Here is a 21,982-nt window from a genome sequence, read left to right as displayed (position 1 = left end):
AGCCAGCCCGGGGAAAGGACGCCACGCCATGTCGGAAGCCGTCACCCGTACCGCCACGACAAGTCCAGGCCTCCTCGCCTCCCTCGATCCACTCCTGCGCGAGTGGCTGCCGCGGCAGCGGTGGTTCGCGGGCAAGGGGCGGCCGGTCACCGGATTCTCGCTGGTGGCGGCCACCGAGCTGCTGCCGCCCACCGCCAAGCTCGGCCTGTACCACTTGCTGGTCCGGGCCCACCAGCCGCTCGCCGTGGGCGCCGCGCCGCACCCCGGCGACTGCTACCAGCTCCTCATAGGCGTGCGCGAGGCGCTGCCGCCGCGGCTGGCGCCCGCGCTGATCGGCCATGTCGAGGAGGGCCCGCTCACCGGCCGTACCGCGTACGACGCCCTCCACGACCCGCTGCCCGCCGAACTGCTCCTGGAGGCCATCCGCTCCGGGACCCGGATCGGCGGGCTTCGTTTCGAGCGGGACCCGGACCAGGAGATCCGGGAGGGCCTGGTGGCCCGGGTGATGACCGCCGAGCAGTCCAACTCGTCGATCGTCTACGGAGATACGTTCATCCTGAAACTCCTGCGCCGGGTCCTGCCCGGCGTCAACCCCGACCTTGAGCTGCCGCTGGCGCTGGCCCGCGAGGGCTGCCCCCGGGTGCCCGCGCCGGCGGGGTGGCTGCGGGCGGAGCTGGACGGGGAGCCGTACACCCTCGGAGTGCTCCAGCCCTTCGTGCAGGGTGCCTCGGACGGCTGGGAGCTGGCCCTGCGGGAACTCGCCAAGGGTGAGGACTTCAGTGCCGAGGCGCACGCGCTCGGGCGGGCCACCGCCGAGGTGCACACCGCGCTGGCGCGGGCACTGCCGACCGTGACCCTGGGCCACCAGCACATGCAACTGCTGGTGGACGGCATGATCGAGCGGCTGGAGGCGGCCGTCCAGGCGGTCCCCGCGCTCCGCCCGCACGCGCCGGGCCTGCGCTCAGCGTTCACCGCACTGGGAGATCTCGCCGCCGAGGGCAGCACCTGGACCGCCCAGCGCATTCACGGCGACCTGCACCTCGGCCAGTGCCTGCGCTCGGCCGCCGGGCACTGGTCGCTGATCGACTTCGAGGGCGAGCCGTCCAAGCCGCTCTCCGAACGCCGGCTGCCGCAGCCCACGGCCCGGGACGTGGCCGGGATGCTGCGCTCCTTCGACTACGCGGCCCACTCGACCGACCTGCCGGTACCGGGCTGGGCCGAGGCGTGCCGGGCCGCGTACTGCTCCGGATACGCCGAGGTCAGCGGCGTGGACCCGCGGACCGATCCGGTGCTGCTGCGGGCGTACGAGACCGACAAGGCGATCTACGAGGTCGTCTACGAGGCCCGGCACCGCCCGGACTGGCTGCAGGTGCCGATGGCCGCGGTGGCCCGGTACGCGTCGTCCGACCTGATCTGACCCCCGACCTGACCTGTTCCTCGCCGAGGAGGCTCCGCCAGTGACCCCCCGCCCCACCCCCAGCGGTTCGGACCCGAAGAACACCGCGAAGAAGGCCGCGGAGAAGGCAGTGACCAAGAAGGCCTCGGCGAAGAAGGCGGAGCCGGTGGCCAGGAAGACCCCCGCGAAGAAGGCGCCCGCGAAGAAGACGGCTGTCGGCGCCGCCGCGGCCGAGACGGCCCGTGCCGTGAAAGCGGGTGCCGAGAAGGTCGGCGCCGAAGCCGCCGACGCCGTCAAGGCCGTCGCCAAGAGGGGCGGCGGAGAGAAGGCCGTGACCAAGAAGGCCGCAGCGAAGAAGACCGGTGCCGAGAAGGCCGTGGCCAAGAAGGCGCTGGTCAGGGAGGCGGCCGTCGACAAGCCTGCCGTGAAGAAGGCCACCGCCAAGAAGACCGCTGCGAAGAAGACCGCTGCCAAGAAGGCCACGACGAAGAAGGTGGCCGCCGAGAAGGCCGTGGCCGAGCCGGTCGCCGCCCGGAGCACCCCCGCGGCCCCCGTACCCGCTCCACCGCCGGAGGCACCCGTCTCGCCGGCCCTGGACGCCGGTGACCGGGAGCGGCTGCTGTCCGGCACCCATCACGACCCGCACGGCGTGCTCGGCGCGCACCCCGTTCCCGGCGGGGTGGCCTTCCGGGTGTTCCGCCCGTACGCCCTGGGCGTCACGGTCGTGGCCGGGGACGTGCGGGCCGAGCTGCACGACGACGGCGACGGCTTCTTCTCCGGTCTGCTGCCGTTGCAGGAGGTCCCCTCCTACCGGCTGCTGGTCTCGTACGAGGAGACGGTCCAGGACACCGCGGACGCGTACGCGTTCCTGCCCGCACTCGGCGATCTCGACCTGCATCTGATCGGTGAGGGCCGGCACGAGCAGTTGTGGACGGCGCTGGGCGCGCAGCCCATGACGCACCAGGGGGAGACGGGAACACGGTTCACGGTGTGGGCACCGAACGCCCGCGGTGTGCGGGTGGCCGGCACCTTCAACTTCTGGGACCCCTCGGCGTTCGCGATGCGCTCGCTCGGCTCCACCGGGGTGTGGGAGCTGTTCGTGCCCGGTGTCGGCGAGGGTGAGCTCTACAAGTTCGAGATCACCCGCCCCGACGGCTCCAAGACGCTGCGCGCGGATCCGCTGGCCCGCCGCACGGAGGTCCCGCCGAACACCTCCTCGATCATCCACGCCTCCCACCACGAGTGGCAGGACGCGGAGTGGCTGGCGAACCGGGCGGCCGGGGCACCGGCCCACGAAGCGCCCTTCTCCGTCTACGAGGTCCACCTCCCGTCCTGGCGACCGGGCCTGACGTACCGTCAGCTAGCCGAGCAGCTGCCCGCCTACGTCAAGGACCTGGGCTTCACCCACGTCGAGCTGATGCCGGTCGCCGAGCACCCCTTCGGCGGCTCCTGGGGCTACCAGGTCACCGGCTTCTACGCGCCCACGGCACGCCTCGGCACCCCCGACGACTTCAAGTACCTGATCGACGCCCTCCACCAGGCCGGCATCGGCGTACTGATGGACTGGGTGCCGGCCCACTTCCCGCGTGACGACTGGGCGCTGGCCGAGTTCGACGGGCGCACCCTGTACGAACACGAGGACCCGCTGCGTGCGGCGCACCCCGACTGGGGCACGCTGGAGTTCGACTACGGGCGCCGGGAGGTCCGCAACTTCCTGGTCGCCAACGCCATTTACTGGTGCGAGGAGTTCCACATCGACGGCCTGCGGGTCGACGCGGTCGCCTCCATGCTCTATCTCGACTACTCGCGCGAGCCGGGCCAGTGGGTGCCCAACGTGCACGGCGGCCGGGAGAACCTGGACGCGGTGGACTTCCTCCAGGAGATGAACGCGACGGTGTACCGGCGGGTGCCGGGCGTGGTGACGATCGCGGAGGAGTCGACGGCCTGGGACGGCGTGACGCGCGCGACGCACCACATGGGCCCTGGCGGCTTCGGCGGCCTCGGCTTCGGCCTGAAGTGGAACATGGGCTGGATGCACGACTCGCTGGACTACATGTCCCACGAGCCGGTGCACCGCAAGTACCACCACCACGAGATGACGTTCTCGATGGTCTACGCGTACAGCGAGAACTACGTCCTGCCGATCTCCCACGACGAGGTCGTCCACGGCAAACGCTCACTGGTGTCGAAGATGCCGGGCGACTGGTGGCAGCAGCGTGCCAACCTCCGCGCCTACCTGGCCTTCATGTGGGCGCACCCAGGCAAGCAACTCCTCTTCATGGGGCAGGAGTTCGCCCAGGGCGCGGAGTGGTCGGAGGCGCACGGGCCCGACTGGTGGCTGCTCGACCCGGGCTACGGGGCCGAGGCCGACCACCGGGGCGTCCGCGACCTGGTCCGCGACCTGAACGTCGTGTACCGCCACACCCCGGCCCTGTGGCAGCGCGACACGGACCCGTCGGGCTTCCAGTGGATCGTGGGCGACGCCTCCGAGGACAACGTCTTCGCCTTCCTCCGCTACGACGCGGACGGCTCTCCCCTCCTGGCGGTCTCCAACCTCTCCCCGGTGGTCCGCCCCGGCTACCGCCTCGGCGCCCCGGACGACGTCCCGGCCTGGCTGGAGACCCTCAACACGGACACGGGCAGGTACGGCGGCGGTGACGTCACCAACCCCGACGTGATCAAACCGGACCCCCAGGGCTGGCACGGCCGCCCGGCCAGCATCCAGCTGACCCTGCCACCCCTGGCCACGGTGTGGCTGCGGCCGGCCTGAGGCCCGGTCTCACCCGGCGGACTCGCCGACGAGGATCTCTCCCACCCGCTCGCCCCGCACCGGACGGGCGGAGAACCCGGCGTTCTCCAGGACGGCGATGACCGCGGTGTTCATCGCCTCCTGCGCGACCCGCATTTCCCGCACCTGGGGGTCGCTCAGGAGGGCGTCGTGGGGCACGGTCCTGAAGTGTTCCTGGAGCACCGGATGGACCCGCCACTTGAGGAAGGCCTCGGGAGGCAGCTGCTCGTCGTCGACGATCTCCACGTAGACCCCGCAGGAAAGGGTGTCGTCGAAAGTGGAGGCGACGGGCAGGCCCGCTCTGACCAGGGTGGTCTTCACCTTGTCCGCGAAGATGTCGTGGCGGATCAATATCCCATCGCTTTCTTGAGCAGGTTCTTGAGGTCCGTATTCGACTGTTCGTTGATGAGCTGCCCCAGTTCCGTGTCCGGATCCGCCCAGGGTACGGACCACGTGACCTGCGCGTCGCTCGCCATGTGCTTGCCGAGCCGGCCGGCGCACCGCGGGCACGGCTGCCGTTCGGAGTACAGCTCTGTGATCTTCTCACCCGGCTTCAGCTGGCGGATGATGTCGTCCTCCGAATGGAAGGCGTCGCCGTTGCTCAGACCGTAGACCGGCTCGTCGCGTCCCTCTACGACGGCGACGGCCACGTTGCGCATCTTCAGCCCGAGGGTGTCCAGCCGGTAGTTGAAGGCCTTGCTGGCCAGTCCGCCGCTGTTGACGGCGACCGCCGCACCGATGGGGCATGTGCCGCCGCTGTTGTGCACCAGGATCGCCGTGGATCCGACGACCACGTAGAACGTGTGCAGGTCCTCGACGGTGAGGTTGTACATGTCGGCGGCGCCGGCGCGGCCGCTGACGCCCACGATGGTCGCGTGCCGGTCCTCGGCCGTGTTGAGCGCGTGGCCCTCGGTGAGCTGTCCGGCCGCGACCCAGGTGTGTGCCGTGTCGTCCCAGAAGGGATGGCGGTACGTGGTGTGCAGGACCCGGACACGCCCGTCGTCCAGACGGATCCGCAGGTCGACGAGGTCGGTGTCGTGGTGGACCAGGCGTGCGGTGACCTTGCGGGTGCCGCGGTGCTTGCCGTCGGACGGGTCCGCGGACTCGACCCGGTCACCCGGTTCGATCTTGCCGATCGCCTTCTTGAGGCCGTTCTTCAACAGGACCCGGGTGTCCGGGGTGAAGCTGCACAGAGCTCCCGCCGCCCGGTCCATGGCGCGCACGAACCGCGCGCCGCCCGCCTCGACGGCACCGATGTCCCAGGTGGAGAGCGCCTCCCCCAGTACGTCGCACTCGTCCTGGTTCCCCTTGACGCAGCGGTACCAGGGCACGACCACGGTCACGTCGCCGAGTGCCGACAGAACTTCCCTGGTCAGCGGCTTGTCGGCGTCGAGCTCCGCCTGCGTGTAGCAGACGTCGAACTTCGGGTTGGGGTCGATCGGGTTGCCGAAGCACTGGTTCGGGTTGAAGAAGTAGTCGTAGACCTGCTTGACCTTCTTCTTCTGGTCCTTGGTCAGGCCCGGGCTCTTGGTGCTGCTCGACGACTTCTTGGTGGAGCCATGGTCGGGGACGCCGTCGCCGTTCTTGTCGTTCTTCGGGCAGGGGACGTCCGAGCCCCAGCCGCCGCAGTCCAGGTGGAGGCCGGTCGGGTCGCTGTGGGTGACGGGGCTGCTGTTGGAGTACGCGTAGGCGTTGAGCTGCTGGGGGTCGGTGGCGTCGAGGACCGGGTCGACGGAGAGGAAGCGGCCGGTGACCGGGTCGTAGTCGCGGGCGCCGAGATGGACCAGGCCGGTGCTCGCGTCCTCGGTGCCGCCGACGTACCCCTTGTCGCCCGGCCAGCTGCTCGGTGCGGTGCCCCGGGCGGTGCCGAAGGGGGTGGAGCGGCGCTCCTTGAGGGTGCCGGCGGCCGCGTCGATCGCCAGCTGGGAGGTGCCGTTCTGGTCGGTGACGAGGAAGGAGAGCTTGTTGTCGCTGGTGCGGACGGCTTGATTGCCACCGCCGAGGTCGTAGTAACGGGTGGCCTTGGCGGCGGTGGCGTTCTTGGCCAGGGTGAGTTCGGTGGTCCCGAGGAACAGCGTGGTGTCGGCGTCGGTGCGGGTGATGAGCCGGTTGCCGTCGGCGTCGTAGACGTAGGAGGTGGTCGCGGTGCCCCCGCTGCCGGTGGGCTTGGTCACCTTCGTCAGGTGGCCCTCGGCGTCCCACTCCAGGGTCTGCTCGTCACCGCCGAGGGTGCGGGTGTGGGTGTTGCCCACGGCGTCGTAGCCGTAGGTGTCCTGGGAGACGCCGTCGGGACCGGTGGTGTCGATCGCGGTGACGGCGTGCGGGCGCACTCCGCCCGCGGTCGGGTAGGTGTAGGTGCGCCGGACGTCCTGGGCGGTGTTCCCGCCGGGGTCGTGCTCGGTCTCGGTACGGCGGTTGCCGCTGAGGTCGTAGGTGAAGGACTGCCAGTAGGGGGCGGGGCCGCCCAGCACCGCGGAGCTGGGAGCGGTTGCGCAGCCGGTGGTGTTCTGGGCCCACGCCTCGGTCAGCCGGCCCAGGTAGTCGTAGGTGTAGCACTGGTTGTCGGTGCCGTCGCGGGAGACGTCCGCGACCGAGGTGATGTTGCCGGCCTCGTCGTAGGTGTAGGTGGCGGACTTGTCGGTGCCTGCGACTCCGTCGCGGTTGACGGCGGAGTTGTGCAGCCGCTGTGTGCCCCACTCGTAGGTGTTCTTGACGTCGGTCTTGATGCCGCCGGACGCCTGGTAGGTGTACTGGAGCGGTTTGCCGGTGTAGCTGTAGACGGCACCGGTGAGGTAGGTGGCCCCGCTGCTCGCGCCGATGGTCTTGACCCGCAGCACGTCGTCGTAGGTCGGGGTGATGGTCTCCGCGGTGAGGCCGCCCCCGGCCGGGTAGCTGGTCGACTGGACGGTGCCGTCCACGTTGTACTGGACGTTGGTCTGGTAGGAGCCGGCGAGCGCCCCCTCGGAGCTGGGGACGGTGATCGTGGTGCGGTGCGGCCGGTAGAGGGTGTCGTACAGGCTGTAGGTGGTGGTGTAGGCGGAGCCGCTCGCGCCGCCCACGTACCGGGTCGCGGAGGCTGGTTGGCCCTCGAAGCCGGTCGGGTCCCAGACGTGCTTGGTCAGCAGCGGTCCGGTGGCGTCGCCGTCGTGGGTCTCCAGCTCGCGGCCGAGGTCGTCGTAGAGGTGGGTGATCTTCTTCTGGTTGGCGTCCAGGGTGTAGGTCAACTGGCCCCGGTCGTCGTACTTCGAGGTGGTGGTGCCCTTGTCCGGGTCGGTGGCCTGGATCTGGTTGCCGCGCTGGTCGTACTGGTAGGTCCAGGAGTTGCCGGCCGGGTCGGTGAGCCTGGTCAGCTTGCCCGTCGGCCCGTACTCGTAGTGCGTCTTGTCGGGGGTGCCGGTCGGGGTGGCGCCGTGGTACTGCCACAGCTCGGTGGTGTTGCCGCGGGCGTCCGTGATCTTGGTGACGGGGGTGGCGCCCTGCGGCGGGGTGACGGTGGTGCGGTCGCCGCCGTAGACGGTGGTCGTGGTGGCCAGCACCGCCCCGCTGTCGCCGTTGCCCGCGACCTGCTGGGACTTGGTGACCCGGCCCAGGCCGTCGTAGGTGTTCCAGGTCTGGGTCTCCACGCCCAGGGCGTCGTTGGGCACGAGGAGGTCGGCCGAGGGGGCGGCCGTGTTGTAGTACGGCGCGAACTGTTTGGCGGTCAGGCCGCGTTCGTCGTAGAAGGTGTCGCCGAGCAGCCGGCCGCCGTCCGGTCCTGGAGCCTGGGTCTGACGCTCGCGCAGGAAACCGTCGTAGAGCGTGTACGACGTCCTGCGGCCGGTGCCGTAGAAGGTGGTGGTGCCGACCGCGACGGGCTTGCCGTCGGTGATCGTGTAGGAGAACTCGTAGTTGGGGGTGTCGTTGTTCGCCTTGACCCGGTTGGGCAGCCACACCTTGAGGTTGCGGCCGAGCGCGTCGTACGTGGTGTCGGTGCGTTTGCTGTTGGTGTCGAGGACCGTGGTGGGCAGGCCGCGCACGGTGTCGTAGGTGGTCGTGCTGGTCTGCGCGGTGGAGGCGGTGCCCGCGGTGGCGGGCGGGGTGGTGACCGTGGAGGTGGTCGGGAAGCCGGTCGTCGGGTTGTAGGCCGTGGTGGTGGTACGGCCGTCCGTACGCACGGTGCGCACCGGCGCGGTGGTCTCGGTCGCCTTGACGGTCGCGGTGATGTCGGTTGCGCTGGTCTGACGCCCGTAGGTGTCGAAACCGGCGCTCGCCTCCAGGTAGGTGCCGGTGGTGCCGTCATGGCTGAGCAGGGAGGCGGTGCGGGTGGCGTCACCCTTGGTGGGGGCGGCGCCGTAGTTCTGGCCGTCGTAGGCGGACCGCACGTCGGAGACGACGTCCTTCGTACGGTCGGGGGTGTCGGCGCACTTGACCGCGACCGTCTCCGACCGGGCGGGCTTGGTCAGGATCCAGGCCGTGGTGTTGTCGACGTAGGTCGTGCGGGTGCACTGGTTGTCCTTCGAGGTGGTCTCGTCGCCGAAGTCATCGGTCTGGACGACCCGTCCGGCGGTGTTCTCGAAGGTGTTGGTCTTGTACGTCGTCCGCCAGCTGCTGCCCGCCCCGTCGTCCAGGGAGGTCCAGGTACGGCTCGACGCGGTGCCGGTCAGATCGGCCGTGGTGCTGCCCCAGGTGCGGACGCGGGACGCCGTCTGGTGGTGCCAGGGCGTGCTGACCGTCTTCTGGAGGACCTTGCCGCCGGGCCCGCTGTACTGCTCCGTCCTGTACTCGAAGCCGGCCACCGCGTCGTCGTCGGTGATGGTGCCGCCGTTGTCGTCGGAGACGGTGGAGGACTTGGTGCCGCCGGAGGGCGCCGCCCTGTCGCCGTCCATGCCGCGCAGGAAGTAATGGTCGGTCTGCGACTTCATGCCGACCGGGTCCTGGCCGCCGGTCTGCACCCGGACGTGCCCGTACCCGCGCCAGGTCGACCAGGTCTTGTACTTCTCCTTGGTCAGACCGTCATCGTCGTCGTAGTGCCAGGCCGCCCCGTCCAGATAGGTGTAGCGGGTGACCATCTCCGGTGACGACTTGGTGCGGTCGACCTGGGTGACGGAGTCGACGACGTACTTGTTGAACCACTGCAGGCTCGGGTCCACGTCGCCTTCCTTGGTGAAGTACACCGGGAAGCAGCGTGTGGTGTTCGTCTGCGGGGTCGGCAGGTTCGCGGCGTCGCAGGCGGCCGTCGAGTACTGCACGGCGAGTTCGCCGCCGGACTCGTCGTCGATCGTCGACAGGCGTTCCTTGATGAACGGGGAGGTGTCGTCGCCGGCGATGTCGAGCCGGTTGGCGCGCTGGTCGTAGGCGAAGGTGACCTTGGGCAGGGTGATCTCGGGGGTCGTCGACTTCCCGGTGTGCTGGATCGAGGTGAGCAGCAGCTGGTAGTCGATGTCGGCCATGCCCCAGCGGTGGTCGAGCGCCCAGGAGTCGACGGGGGTGTAGGTGCCGTCGGACTGGAGGACCTGCGTGGTGACCCCGGTCAGCCGCTTGCGGGTCCAGAAGCTCGGTGAGTACGACTTGGTGCAGTCCTCGCCGGACTTGCAGTTCAGGTCCCAGGGGGTGTCGTACCAGTAGAACGACTTGTCGTCGATCGTGTCCGACGCGCAGGTCACCCCGGACTCGGGCAGGCAGCGCTCGGCGGAGGTGAACTGGACCTTCCCCAGAGCCTTCGCTGAGTAGTTGGAGGTGCTGCGCAGCCCGTAGTCGATGTGGTCGAGGTAGCCGCCGCGGTCGTAGACCGTCTCGTCGGCGGGCTTCAGGTCGCGCGCGTAGTAGTTGGTCTCCTTGTTGTAGTAGTAGGCGATGCTGTTGCCGTGCGGGTCGACGGCGTAGTCGAGGTTCCAGCGCCAGCCCTGCTGGCACCAGGAGTCCGCGAACGTCGAGGCGTGGCAGGGCTCACCGTCGTCGTCGCCGAACACCGGGACGTTCCATGTGGAGTTGGTTTCGGGGCTGCCGGAGGACCAGCCGGGGAGCCGGTTGTAGCCGAAGTAGTACTGGGTGCCGTCGGTGGTGGTGACCTTCCAGTACTCGTCGTTGTGGGCGCCGTTGGAGCGCACGTCACCGGTGGAGCCGTAGATCCGCTCGACCCTGGTGCCGTCGTCGCCCTTGAGCCGGAAGGTGTTGGTGCCGGTCGCGATCAGCTCGCCGGAGTGGCCGTTGAACGACAGAGTCGCGTTGTCGTACGCCCAGCACACGTCACCGGGCTTGGTGCCGTCGGCGTTCTTCACCCCGTCGTCGGCACAGGACTTGTAGCTGCGCTCGATGGATCCGGGCCACAGGTTGAAGCCGTCGCCGACCCAGGAGGACTGGTTGTTGGTGTTGGCCGTGCGGCCGTCGATGCCGCCCGAGGAGTAGGCCAGGGTCACCGTCGGCGCGAAGGCGCCGGGGACACCGGGCACCGGCATGTCGTACGACCAGGAGAAGTCGCCGGAGTTGAGGTCGGTCTTCCAGGACGAGGACGCGGAGAGCTGGCTGGCGGTGTAGTCGCCGTGGTCACTGGAGCCGCCCGAAGTGGCGGCGAGCAGCAGGGGGGCGGCCGTGGTGGTGGTCGCGTCGGCCGTGAGGGTCTGTGCGGTCGTGTCGTTGTGCGTGGCGATCGCGGTCGGGGTCGTGCACCTGCTGTCGGCCGGGTCGGTCGCCGCGCACGCGGGCAGCCGTACGAGCTTCAGGCGGGCCGCGTACGAACCGCCGTACGCCTGGGCGAACTTGGCGTAGTCGACACGGACGCCGACGGTGTGGCCCCGTGATCCCCGCTGCGGGGTGACGGAGAACAGCAGGCCGTCGATGCCGGCGCGTTCGGCGGTCCCCTGGTCGAGGACCTGGACAGCGGCCTTGCCGGACAACGGAGTCCGGGCCTTGTTCCGGGGTGCTCCGAGGGAGATCGGCAGGCTCCCGGCCCGCGACGCCCCCTTCGCCACCGTGACCGTCGCCGAACCCGCCGCCGCCCAGGTGTGCTCGGGAGCGGTCTTCGGGAGTCGCGGCTCGCCGTCCTTCGTCCGGGCGCGGGGTGTCACCCCGTGGCCGGTCAGCGGCTTCTCCGCACTCGGTACGCGCGGTGTGTCACCCGCCTCGGCCACCGGCGCTGCCGTGGCCTGGAGGATCGCCCCCACCAGAACGGCGGGGACGAGGAGGGCGACCCGGGCCCGTATGCCTCTCGCCGTCATCCGTGCTCGCATCACGATCGCTTCGTCCTCGTTCCTTCGTCAGGGCCCGGTGGTGGTGTCCAGGTCGGCACCACCGGCGAGGGCGGCGATCTGGCTGTCGGTAGCGGCTCCCTGGAGCACCCACACGTCGTCGACGGCGCCGCTCCAGTACTCGCCCCAGGTGCTCGCGCCGGTCTTGAGCCGGCCGATCTGGAGCCCCTTGCCGGCGGCGAAGGGCAGCACCGCGGTGTTCCACGACACCTCTTCGGTGCACGCGGGGTCGTCGGGCACGCCGTCGTCGTCGTTGTCGACACACGACCTGACCTGGGTCTGGCCGTCGACGTAGAGGCTCATCCGGCCGGCGAAGGCGTCGTAGACGACCAGGATGTGGTTCCAGGAGGTGTTGTTCTGGAAGTTGCTGTGCTCGGCCGTGGCCGTGGTGGCGGTCGCGCTGTCGGCGTTCGCCATGACCAGCTGCCAATGCCCCGCGTTCGCCGGGTCGGTGGTGTCCGGGACGTAGCGCACCGCGAACCCGCTGGTGGTGGCCCCGGCCATGCTCAGCACCGTGACCGCCTTGGTCGGCCTGCTGGGGGCGGTCACCCAGGCGGACACCGTGAAGCTCTTGCTGGTGTCGACGGGCGAGGCCGCGGTCGCCGCATAGCCGTTGGCGGTGCCGTTCAGCGTCAGGTCACCGGTGCCGACCATGTTGGTGAAGCTGGTGTCGTCGATCGCCGCGCCGCTGCCCAGGGTGAGCGGGTGGGCGGTGTGGTCCTCGCGGACCAGGTCGTCGGCCGAGCTGCCCGCGGAGGCCGCGTCGAGCTTCCAACGGCCCTCCACCGTCGCCGTGCTGTCGAACATCGCCGCGATCTCGGGGGCGGACAGCGCCCGGTCGTACAGCTGCACGTCCGAGATCTGTCCCGGGAAGAAGCTGCCCGGCGTGCCGCTGAAGCGACTGGCGCCGATCATCACGGGGCCGCCCGCGTAGAAGGGAGCGGTGACCTTCGTGGTCGCCACCCACTTGCCCTGCACATACAGGCGCAGGTCGTCGGAGACGGCGTCGTAGGAGCCCACGACGTACGTCCACTCGCCGCCCGGAGCCAGTGCCGGGTCGCCCTGGGCCGCCCGGATCGGGGTGCCGCCGGCGGTGTCGGAGGAATACTGGTTGAAGCTCCAGCCGTACGTCGCCGAGTAGTACAGCTCGAAGCCCGGCATCACGCTGCCCTCCTGGGCCGCGATGACCGCTCCGTGCGTGGGTTTGGTCTTGGAGAGCTTGGCCCAGGCGGCGACCGAGAAGCTCTGCTGGTTGTTGAGGTGGGGTCCCGCGGTCGCGGCGTAGTCGTCGACGCCGTCCAGGCTCAGCGCGGTGCCGGCGCGGCCCGCCTGCCCGAGCTTGGCACCGCCGCTGAGCAGCGCCGGGTTGACGTCGGCGCGACCGGTGACCTGGGTCGTGGCGTTGCCGTCGGGGTCGGTGGCCGCTTCGTCGAGCGGGAAGACCGCGCGGGCCGGACGGCCGTTGCCGATGTTCCCGCTGCTGTAGAGGTTGCCCACCTCGGTGGCCGACAGGGGCTTCTCGTACATCCGGACGTCGTCGATCGTGCCGGGGAAGAAGCTGCCCGGGGCCCCGCTGTAGGAGCCCGCGCCGATCTGGAGACCACGGCGGGCGTCCCACGGAGTGGAGTACGCGGCCGTACCGGCGAGGGCGCCGTTGACGTACAGGGACAACTGCTGGGCCCCGAGCCCGTACACGCCCACCAGGTGCACCCACTCACCGGCCTTCACCCCGCCCGCGGCCGCCTGCATGGCCCGCACCGGGGTCGCCGAGGCGGTGTCGGCCGCGTACTGGTTGAAGGCCCAGCGGTCGTAGGTCTTGGAGTAGTACAGCTCGAAGCCGGGCGCGTTGTTGCCGGGCTGCGCGGCGATCACCGCGGCCGTGTCGGGCAGCTTGTCCAGCTTCACCCACGCGGACACCGAGAAGCTGACCGAGGTGTCCACGGTCGGGATGTCGGAGACGAGGTAGTCGTCGGTCCCGTCGAAGCCGACCGCGGTGCCCTTCTTGCCCGCGACCCCCAGGGTCGGGTTGCCGTGCACGTCGAGCGTGCGGGTTCCCGCGCTGCCCTCGGCCTGGGTCGCCGAGGCCGCCTCGTCCAGCTTCCATTCCGCGCGTACCGGCTGGCCCTGCTTGACGCGGTAGGTGTAGGTGGTGGGTTCGCTGATCCGGCCCGCCGAGTCGATGGCCTGGACGGTCAGGAAGTTGGTCCCGGAGCGGGTCGGACGGAAGCTGACCGTGCGGGCGGCGCCCGCGGAGGTGGTGACCTCGTTGTCGGAGGACGCGTCCTCGTTGACGCCGTACTGGTACTTCACGACGTCCGTGTCCGGGGTGTCCAGCGTGAACGTGCCGTAGCGGCCGACGCCGTCGTAGACGGGGTCGTCGGGGTCGTCGTCGTTCTTGGCCGGGTAGTCGCCCGACGTGACGGTCGGGCCGACCGGCACTGTCGTGTCCCACACGAAGTAGCAGCTCGTGGCCGATCCCGAGGACGACCAGGGCGAGGCGCTGTAGTACTTGCCCGAGTCGTAGTCCCAGGTCCGGGCGACCCAGGCGACCGTCTTGTCCTTCGGGATCTTCTTGCCGTTGGGGAGGGTCTCGGTGAGCGTGGTGCTGAAGTCTCTCCCGGATGCGCGGGGGGTCATCCGGTCGGACGTCCACTGGGCCTTGAGGCCGCTGCCCGCATCCCACAGCACCTGGAACTGCACGCTGACCTGGTCGCCGTCGGGGTCCTTGACGTCGTTCGCCGAGATCTGCGGCAACGAGCGGATCGAGACCTTCTTCGACGGTGTCCGGCAGGTGTTGCCGGGGGACATCGTCAGCTGGCTCATGGCGAGCTGCTTGGGCGGCTGGTTGTACTTCACGCGCAGATAGGCGTCGTCGGAGAACCGCTTCCAGCCGTACTTGTCGTCCTCGTTCGCGGCCCTCAGACCGAAGGAGGTGTACGCCGAATCGTGCGAGGACGCGTACTTCACACCCGCCGTCGCGTCGAACTCCACGTCACCGCCCGGGCAGGAGGAGCTCGCGCCCTTGGCGACGTCCTTGGAGTCGAGTTCGTCGAGCCAGTTGTCGGACGAGCTGTTCCACGTCGTCCCCGAGTCGAAGGACTTGGTGCGCCACAGCTGCACGGAGCGCCCGTCGCAGGAGCCGGACCAGGTCTCGTGGGCCACGAAGGTGGCGCTGAGGATCGACTTGCCGGCGAACCTCGACGTGGGGAACTTGTAGAACAGCCGCTTCACGTCGTACGGCGCGCAGTAGTCCCAGCCGCAGTAACCGACGCCCGCGTCCGAGTCACCGTTGAACCGCCACTGGGGCGAGGACGCCCAGTAGCGCGAGACCATCGTCCACTCGCCCGCCTTGGGCGTGTAGGTCTGCGGGTCGATGTAGACCGGGAACGTGGTGTCCTTGCCGGTCAACAGCTTCTGGTCGGGGGTGAGCTCGAGTCGGCCGCGGGCGACGTCCACGCCGATGGGGGCGACCTTGGCGGCGTCGCCGGGACCTTCGGCGGGAGCGTGACCCGTCTCGGCGGCCGCCGCGCCGTTGGTGACGGCGAGGCTCTTCGCCGCGGGGGCGCCGGATGCGGTGGCCGCCGCCGGCTTCTGCGTGGAGTCCCACATCACCGGCTGTCCGGCCTGGAACACCACCCCGCCCGCGGTCGCGTCGACCGCCTCCAGGCCGCCGGAGTCCGAGGCGCGCAGGTCGAGTCCGGGTGAGTCGACGCCCAGCCTGAGCTGCGCGAGCGCCGGGTTCTTCGCCGCCGCCGGGGTCTTGACTACCAGCACCTCGGAGAAGCCGTCGGTGACGGCCCGCAGCTTGAGGTCGACGCCCGGCAGCACGTCCGGATAGGTGGCCGTGTCCCCGTCGAGCGTGGGCGCGGGCAGCGCGCTCGGCCAGGTGAACGACAGGCTCCGCCCGGCCCGTTCGAGCGTGACCAGGGGATCCTTTCCGCCACCGGAGAAGGCGAGCCCGACCGCGGCCGCGTTCGGGGTCACGAGCCCGTCGGAGCGCTTGACCAGCGTGTCGTCGATCGCCTTCCACCGCCCGTCGACCCGGGTACGGACGGGCCTGAGGTGCTGCACCTCCTCGAACTGCCCGTCGGGGGTGGCGTACACCTCACTCGACTCCGTGCGCAGCGAGGTGATCTCGACCTCGGCACCGCCCGCGGTGGCCGCCTCAGCGGCGGCCGCCGGTGTGGCCGCGGCCTCGGCAGTGTGCCTGGCGGCACCGACGGCCGCGGTCGAACGGTGCGCGGCCTGCGCCTGGCTGCCCACCCCCGTCGACGGCACCACACTCGCCACGACCGCCGCCGCGATCACGGCGATCACCGATCTGCCGCACCGCCGTTCCCGAGTCGCACGCATGTCCCCCGCCCCTCCGCCCTCACAGCGTCCCCACGTCGGGGTCATAAGAAGTTCAAAAACGGACGGGACCTTAACCGGTTCTTACTTGCGCACGTCAAGGGCGTACCAGGGAGCCTCCTGACCATTCCATTAGGTAAAGCGAGCAGCTCCGGGCGCCCGGCCGACAGGTCGATCCGGGATGGTCTGATACTCACTCACCTGTTTTCGCCAGGGGCGCGGATCAGGACATACAGAGCGGTCACGCGCTCGGCGCACGACCACTCGCCTCAGCTGCCGCGGCCCGCCAAGTCCTCTCCCATTACCGGAATTTGGAATCCTTTACGGAAGGATCCGGCCCTCGCCCCACGCAGGAAGCGGAACACATGCCGGCCGGCGGGCGCGTGGAAGTGGGCTTTCCGCGCCGCGCCCCGCCCGCTCACCGCACCGGCCGTGCTCACCTGGCCATGGCCGGGACCGTCACGTCGTGACGGTCCCCGGGCCGACCGTGCCGGCCAGTGCCTTGGGCAGCCGGCCCGTGTGCAGCACCCCCAGTCGCTGGGTCGCCCGGGTCAGCGCCACGTACAGGTCGCTCGTGCCGTACAGGGCCGGTTCGACCACGAGCACGGAGTCGAACTCGAGTCCCTTCGACTGCCGGGGGTCGAGGAGGACGACGGTCCGGGTCAGGTCCGGCTCCGCTCCCGCCGTCACGCCGTCGAGCCGGGCCGCGAGCCTGCGGTGCAGATGGCGCGGGGCGATGACCGCGAGCCGTCCCTCGGCGGGGGTCAGCTCCTTCACCGCCTCCGCGACCGCGCCGGGCAGGTCGTCGGCGGCGCGCACCCAGGGCCGAACACCGGTGGAACGGACCGAACTCGGGGGTTCGAAGCCTGGGTCCTCGGCGCGGACGACGGCCGCCGCGAGCTCCATGATCTCGGCCGGGGTGCGGTAGTTGACGCCGAGCCTCGTGTGTTCCCAGCGGTCCTGGACGTACGGCTGAAGGATCTGCTGCCACGAGCCCACGCCCGCCGCCTCCGCGGTCTGCGCCGGGTCGCCGACCAGGGTCATCGAGCGGGTCGGGCTGCGCCGCATGAGCAACCGCCAGGCCATCGGCGACAGTTCCTGCGCCTCGTCGACGATGATGTGCCCGAACGCCCAGGTGCGGTCGGCCGCCGCGCGCTCGGCGGCGCTGCGGTGGTCGTCCTCCTCCTGCCGCTCGGCGAACCGCTCGGCGTCGATGATGTCGTGCGCGGACAGGACCTCGGAGTCCTCCTCGTCCTTGTCGTCGAACTCGTAGGTGCGCGAGGCGTACGACACGTCGAGCACGCCCTGCGCGTAGGCGATCTGGGTCTCGCGCTCGCGCTCGGCCCGGGCCCGGGCCAACCGCTCGTCCACACCGAGGAGTTCGGCGGCCTCGTCGAGCAGGGGGACGTCCGCCACGGTCCAGCCGCGGGTGACCGGGCGGCGGATCGCGGCCGCGTCCTCGTCGGGGAGGTAGCCGACGGGATCGGCGAGGAAGTCGGCGACCAGCCGCTGCGGGGTCAGACGCGGCCACAACTGGTCGATGGCGGCCCAGACCTCGGGATTCTCGGCGAGCTCGTCGCGGATCTGCGTGATGTCGCTCGGGTCCAGCAGGTTCGTCCCGTCGAACGGGTCCGTGCCGATGCGTTCGGCGACCATGTCGGTGAGCGTGTTGAGGATGTGGCCCTCGAAGTGCTCACGGGCGACGTTGTGCGGCAGCCGGGCGGCGCGCGTCTTCTCGCGGGCGACCTTGACCAGGCCGTCGTCGAGCATGAGGATCTCGCGGTCGTGCTCGATGGCGATCACCGGGTCGGGCAGCGCCTGCCAGTCGCGTACGACGTCGGCGAGGACGTCCGCCATGGCGGCGCGCCCCTTCACCGCGGCCGCGGCGCGGCTGTCGGTCGCCGTCGCCTTCACTCCGGGGAAGAGCTCCCCGACGGTGGCGAGGAGCACACCGGTCTCGCCCAGCGAGGGCAGCACCTCGCCGATGTAGCCGAGGAAGGCGGGGTTGGGGCCGACGATCAGCACGGCCCGCTTGGCCAGCAGCTCCCGGTGCTCGTACAGCAGATACGCGGCCCGGTGCAGGGCGACGGCCGTCTTGCCGGTGCCGGGACCGCCCTCGACCACCAGCACTCCGCGGTGGGGCGCGCGGATGATCTCGTCCTGCTCGGCCTGGATGGTCTGCACGATGTCGCTCATGCGGCCGGTCCGCGCGGAGTTGAGCGCGGCGAGCAGGACGGCGTCGCCGGTCGGGTCCTCGTGGCCGGTGCGTTCCTGGTCGCCCAGGTCGAGGATCTCGTCGTGCAGGTCGGTCACCCGGCGGCCCTCGGTGCCGATGTGCCGACGGCGGCGCAGGCCCATCGGGGTGTGGCCGGTGGCCAGGTAGAAGGGGCGGGCGACATCGGCCCGCCAGTCGATGAGGATGGGGGTGCGTTCGGCGTCGTCGGTGCGCAGTCCGATCCGGCCGATGTGGTGGGTGGTGCCCGAGGTGAGGTCGATCCGGCCGAAGCAGAGGGAGCCGTCGACCGCGTTCAGCGCGGCCAGCAGCCCGGAGCGCTCGGCGACCAGGATGTCCCGCTCAAGGCGGGCCTGCATGGGGGTGTTTCCCTGGGCGAGCGCGTCCGTGACGGAGGCCTCGGTGTCGCCGCGCAGGGCGTCCACATGTGCGTACAGGCCGTCGATGAATTCCTGTTCATGCCGCAATTCATCGTCCGGAAAGCCGGTGTTTGACAATTCCACTCCCGCCCGGATATACTGTGCTCACTGAGCTTCTTTGCGACTGAATTCTGGCGAAGTCGCGAACCATTGAATATACGCAAAGAAATCCCCCGGGCGCAATCGCCCCGGGGGATTTCTCTGTCCGTTATGCGTCAGCTCACAGGACGTCCGTGAGTTCCTCCAGCAGCCGCCGCTTGGGCCGCGCCCCCACCATCGACCGCACGGGCTCCCCTCCCCGGAACACCATGAAGGTGGGCATCGACAGCACCTTGTAGGCGTTCGTGGTCAGCGGATTGGTGTCGACGTCCAGCTGGACCACCTTGAGCCGCTCGCCCTCCTCCGCGGCGAGGGCCGTGAGCACCGGCCCCATCTGACGGCACGGCGGACACCAGTCGGCGGTGAACTCCACCAGCACCGGCAGCTCCGACCCGAGCACCTCCGTATCGAAGTCCGCGTCCGTCACCTCGGCCACACCCGCTGCCCTGATCACCTGTGGTCCCCTCCCAGTTCGCACACCGGCTCCGGACCGCCCGGAACCTCCGCGTCGGCGGCCAGCTCGGCACGCGCCCGCTCGGCCCGCTCCAGCTGCTGCCCGACCTGGGCGCGCACGGCCTGCAACTCGCCGATCAGCGCGTCCAGTTCGCCGAGCTTGCGCCGGTAGACCGCGAGCGAGGCGGGACACGAGTCGCCCTCGGGGTGACCGGCCCGCAGACACTCCACGAACGGCCGCGTCTCCTCCAGGTCGAACCCGAAGTCCTGGAGCGTCCGGATCTGCCGGAGCAGCTTCAGGTCGTCCTCGTCGTAGGTCCGGTATCCGTTGTGACCGCGCCGCGCGGGCAGCAGACCCCGCGCCTCGTAGTAGCGCAGCGTCCGCGTCGTGGTCCCGGCCCGTGCGGCCAGCTCGCCGATTCGCATGCTGACGAACGTAGTCCTTGACGCCGACGTCAAGGCAAGAGCGGCGGTGTGCGCTGCGCGGGAGAGGCCGGCGGCGGACGGGGTGCCGCGGTCGGAGGGTCCGCGGACGGAGGGTGCCGCCGACGGCGGCCAGGATCCTCGGATGCCCCCTGCCCCCCTACCCCGCATCCGCCTCCCCCCGCCCCCGCCCCCGTCACCGGGAAGCCGCGACCCCCGTCCACGGCTCCCCGGTGCGCTCGGCCCACTCCCGGGCCGCCTCCGGGCGGCCGGTGAGCAGCAGGAGGAGGGGGGCGATCGGACCGCGGATCTCCTCCCCCGCCCCGCGGGTCCATTCGATGTCGGTGGCGACGAGCCGTGCCTTCGGCAGGGGCCAGGGGCGCGGCGGGAACCGCATGGTCCACACCCGCTCGGCGGCGTCCCGGGCGGCCGCCGGCGGCACCGGCCGCTCCCTGCCGAGGGCGAGGGCGATGTCCTGACCGTGGACGAGGAGGTCGAGGAGGGGCTCGTGGGGCGTGGTGGTCGGCGCGAGGCGACGGGAGCCGATGACGGAGCGCAGGTTCGCGACGATCTCCGCGGTCGGCAGCCCGGCCTCGCGGACCGCCGAGTCGTGGATCATCCGGTTCCAGTTCCCCCGGGCCCGGACCATCTCCCGTACGACCTGTCCGCCCGAGAAGCGCGCCGCGACGGTGAGATGCGCGGCCACGTCCCGCACCCGCCAGTCCCCGCACCGCGTGCGCGTCTCCCACTCGGGCGCGCCCAGGCCCTCCAGCAGGTCGGCCAGGCTCGCCCGCTCCCGGTCGACGAACTGCCAGAGCTCGTCGGTGTCCAGCACTGCGCCCACGGGAATCACCCACTCAAGTGGTAAGCTTCTCTGACCAAAGTAGTCAGAGACTCTGACCAATGTCAAGCAGTGCGAGGGAGCGTCGACGATGGTGGCGGAGAGCGAGCTCAACACGGGGCTGCTCCTGTTCCTCCCTTACCGGGCCCTGGAGAATCGAATCTTCGCCGCGCTCGCCGAGGCGGGTTTCGACGACTTCACGCCCGCCCAGGCCCGGGTCATGCAGCGGATCGGCCCCGACGGCACACGGCTGACGGAACTGGCCGAGCAGGCCCAGATCACCAAGCAGACCGCCGGCTTCCTGGTCGACCAGCTCGAGAAGGCGGGCTATGTCACCCGCGTCCCGGACCCGACCGACAAGCGCGCCCGGCTGGTCCGGGGCGCGGCGAAGGCGTGGGCGGCGAAGGAGGTCGCCGACGGGGTGGTCGCGGAGGTGGAGAAGGAGTGGCGGGCCCACCTCGGCGAGCGCCGCATGAAGCAGCTGCGCGAGGCCCTGACCCTGCTCAGGGAGATCACCGACCCCTGGGCCTAGGGTGTGGCTGAGGGCGGATGCCGACGGAGAGGGCGACGACGACGACCCCGGCCTGGTGGGCAGAACTGACGGGCGTCAGTGAGGTCCTGGCGGAGGCCGACCGTGCCGGGATCCAGGAGTGGCGGGGCCCCGCGGCGCAGGGCGGCGACGACGACGTCCCGCCCCTGACGGTCCGGCTGGGCACGCTCGGACGCGTCTTCGCCGAGTGCTCGGCCGGCTTCACCCCGGAGCAGACCCGCGAGCTGTTCCGGCTCCTGGAGGAGATTCAGGCGGCCGACGGCGAGCGGTACGCGAACGCCGTCGCCACCGGGTTCTTCGAGGCGCTGCTGAACGCCTGGGACAAGGGCTTCGACCTCCGCTCCGTCTGGCCGGCCCTCGGCCCGCGCTCACGTGCCTACTGCCGCGCCTGGAACGGCTTCACCGGCGTCCCGACGCCTGACTGGATGCGCTGAGCTCCCGTACCCCGCCGGCCTCCTCGACCTCCAGCAGCGACGCGCCGTGCCGTTCCGCCTCGAAGGCCCGGTGGCCGCCGCGGAGGCCGAACAGCCGCTTGGCCAGGAGGATGTAGAGCACGGCGAGGATGTTGAGGAACAGGGTGGCGATCTTCAGCCGGCTGATGTGCTCGGTGAGTTCGTAGATCTCCAGCGGGAGGAACGCGGCGGTGGCGACCACCGTCAGATACTCCGCCCAGCGCTTGGCGTACCAGAGGCCGACCGCCTCGACGAGCTCGATGACGGCGTACGCCAGCAGCAGCACGGCCACCAGGACCAGGGTGTCGTGCTGGTACCCGAACGTCTTCTGGACGGTGCCGACGATCGGCGAGTGGTCGAGGTCGTAGTGGAAGTGCCGGAACACCGGCCGGAAGACGTCCAGGTACTCGTCGAAGAGCCGGCGCACCGCGTCCCGGCTGTTGCTGAACTTCCACACCGCCACAGCGGCCAGCACGATGAACACCCCGCGCACGGCCCGCTCGACGGCGAGGAACCTCAGCACGAACAGATCCCTGAGCACCTTGCCGCGCGGCACGAGGGGCGCGTGGTCCGCGGGCCCCGAGCCGTGCGGCTCACCGAGGGCGAAGTCGCCGCAGCGCAGACAGCGCCACGCCCCGCCCACGGCGGTCTCGGCGTACAGCCGCTCCCGGAGGCGGGGTTCGTCCGGCGCGTACGTCACATGGCCGCGACGCGCGCAGGTCCGCCGGTCCCAGTCGATCTTCATCCCCCGTGTG

Annotated in this window: 12 protein-coding genes; 4 read left to right on the top strand and 8 right to left on the bottom strand. The window is 70.5% G+C overall.

The annotated features are described in order from the left end of the window. The first annotated feature begins 28 nt into the window (after window positions 1–28). Together M2163_RS33115 and glgB are read left to right on the top strand one after the other, a co-directional pair. Window positions 29–1,417 carry a maltokinase gene (locus tag M2163_RS33115; RefSeq protein ID WP_280895786.1) on the top strand — a complete coding sequence of 463 codons (1,389 nt, stop codon included), beginning with the start codon at window positions 29–31 and terminating at the stop codon, window positions 1,415–1,417. Window positions 1,418–1,457: 40 nt separating this feature from the next. Next, window positions 1,458–4,166, top strand: coding sequence for a 1,4-alpha-glucan branching enzyme (gene glgB, locus M2163_RS33110; protein WP_280895785.1), 2,709 nt, complete (start codon window positions 1,458–1,460; stop codon window positions 4,164–4,166). Window positions 4,167–4,175: 9 nt separating this feature from the next. Here the strand turns inward: glgB and M2163_RS33105 are convergent, their stop codons facing one another. The 7 genes from M2163_RS33105 to M2163_RS33075 form a co-directional block, all read right to left on the bottom strand. Continuing rightward, a complete protein-coding gene (locus M2163_RS33105) occupies window positions 4,176–4,535 on the bottom strand; it encodes a hypothetical protein (protein WP_280849222.1) in 360 nt (119 codons plus the stop codon). Beyond that, complete coding sequence (locus tag M2163_RS33100) at window positions 4,532–11,377, bottom strand: polymorphic toxin-type HINT domain-containing protein (RefSeq protein WP_280895784.1); 6,846 nt, start codon at window positions 11,375–11,377, stop codon at window positions 4,532–4,534. The genes M2163_RS33105 and M2163_RS33100 overlap by 4 nt, the downstream gene beginning before the upstream one ends. Window positions 11,378–11,416: 39 nt before the next feature. Next, window positions 11,417–15,760 (bottom strand): LamG-like jellyroll fold domain-containing protein, encoded by a 4,344-nt coding sequence (locus M2163_RS33095; RefSeq protein ID WP_280895783.1) that lies wholly within the window; start codon window positions 15,758–15,760, stop codon window positions 11,417–11,419. Window positions 15,761–16,216: 456 nt separating this feature from the next. Then, complete coding sequence (locus M2163_RS33090) at window positions 16,217–18,457, bottom strand: UvrD-helicase domain-containing protein (RefSeq protein ID WP_280895782.1); 2,241 nt, start codon at window positions 18,455–18,457, stop codon at window positions 16,217–16,219. 172 nt (window positions 18,458–18,629) lie between these two features. Beyond that, on the bottom strand, window positions 18,630–18,962 hold the full coding sequence (locus M2163_RS33085) for a thioredoxin domain-containing protein (RefSeq protein ID WP_280849226.1): 333 nt from the start codon (window positions 18,960–18,962) through the stop codon (window positions 18,630–18,632). After that, window positions 18,959–19,387 (bottom strand): MerR family transcriptional regulator, encoded by a 429-nt coding sequence (locus tag M2163_RS33080; protein ID WP_028808503.1) that lies wholly within the window; start codon window positions 19,385–19,387, stop codon window positions 18,959–18,961. Before M2163_RS33080 ends, M2163_RS33085 begins: the two co-directional genes overlap by 4 nt. A gap of 193 nt (window positions 19,388–19,580) precedes the next feature. Then, the gene (locus tag M2163_RS33075) at window positions 19,581–20,237 is read right to left on the bottom strand and encodes a maleylpyruvate isomerase family mycothiol-dependent enzyme (RefSeq protein ID WP_280895781.1); all 657 of its coding nucleotides are present in this window, start codon (window positions 20,235–20,237) and stop codon (window positions 19,581–19,583) included. Between the two features lie 79 nt (window positions 20,238–20,316). Here M2163_RS33075 and M2163_RS33070 point away from each other — a divergent pair, with 79 nt between their 5' ends. Both M2163_RS33070 and M2163_RS33065 read left to right on the top strand, forming a co-directional pair. Continuing rightward, window positions 20,317–20,757 (top strand): MarR family transcriptional regulator, encoded by a 441-nt coding sequence (locus M2163_RS33070; RefSeq protein WP_280849228.1) that lies wholly within the window; start codon window positions 20,317–20,319, stop codon window positions 20,755–20,757. 17 nt (window positions 20,758–20,774) lie between these two features. Next, window positions 20,775–21,209: a hypothetical protein gene (locus M2163_RS33065; protein WP_280895780.1), complete on the top strand. Its 435-nt coding sequence runs from the start codon at window positions 20,775–20,777 to the stop codon at window positions 21,207–21,209. Here M2163_RS33065 and M2163_RS33060 read toward each other — a convergent pair. Next, complete coding sequence (locus M2163_RS33060; protein WP_280895779.1) at window positions 21,175–21,972, bottom strand: DUF2127 domain-containing protein; 798 nt, start codon at window positions 21,970–21,972, stop codon at window positions 21,175–21,177. The genes M2163_RS33065 and M2163_RS33060 overlap by 35 nt on opposite strands. Between the last annotated feature and the right edge of the window lie 10 nt (window positions 21,973–21,982).

The organism is Streptomyces sp. SAI-135 (assembly GCF_029893805.1).
In the GTDB taxonomy this organism is placed as follows: domain Bacteria; phylum Actinomycetota; class Actinomycetes; order Streptomycetales; family Streptomycetaceae; genus Streptomyces.
Note: the sequence above shows the minus strand (reverse complement) of the source record. Positions and strands in the feature narration are given on the sequence as shown.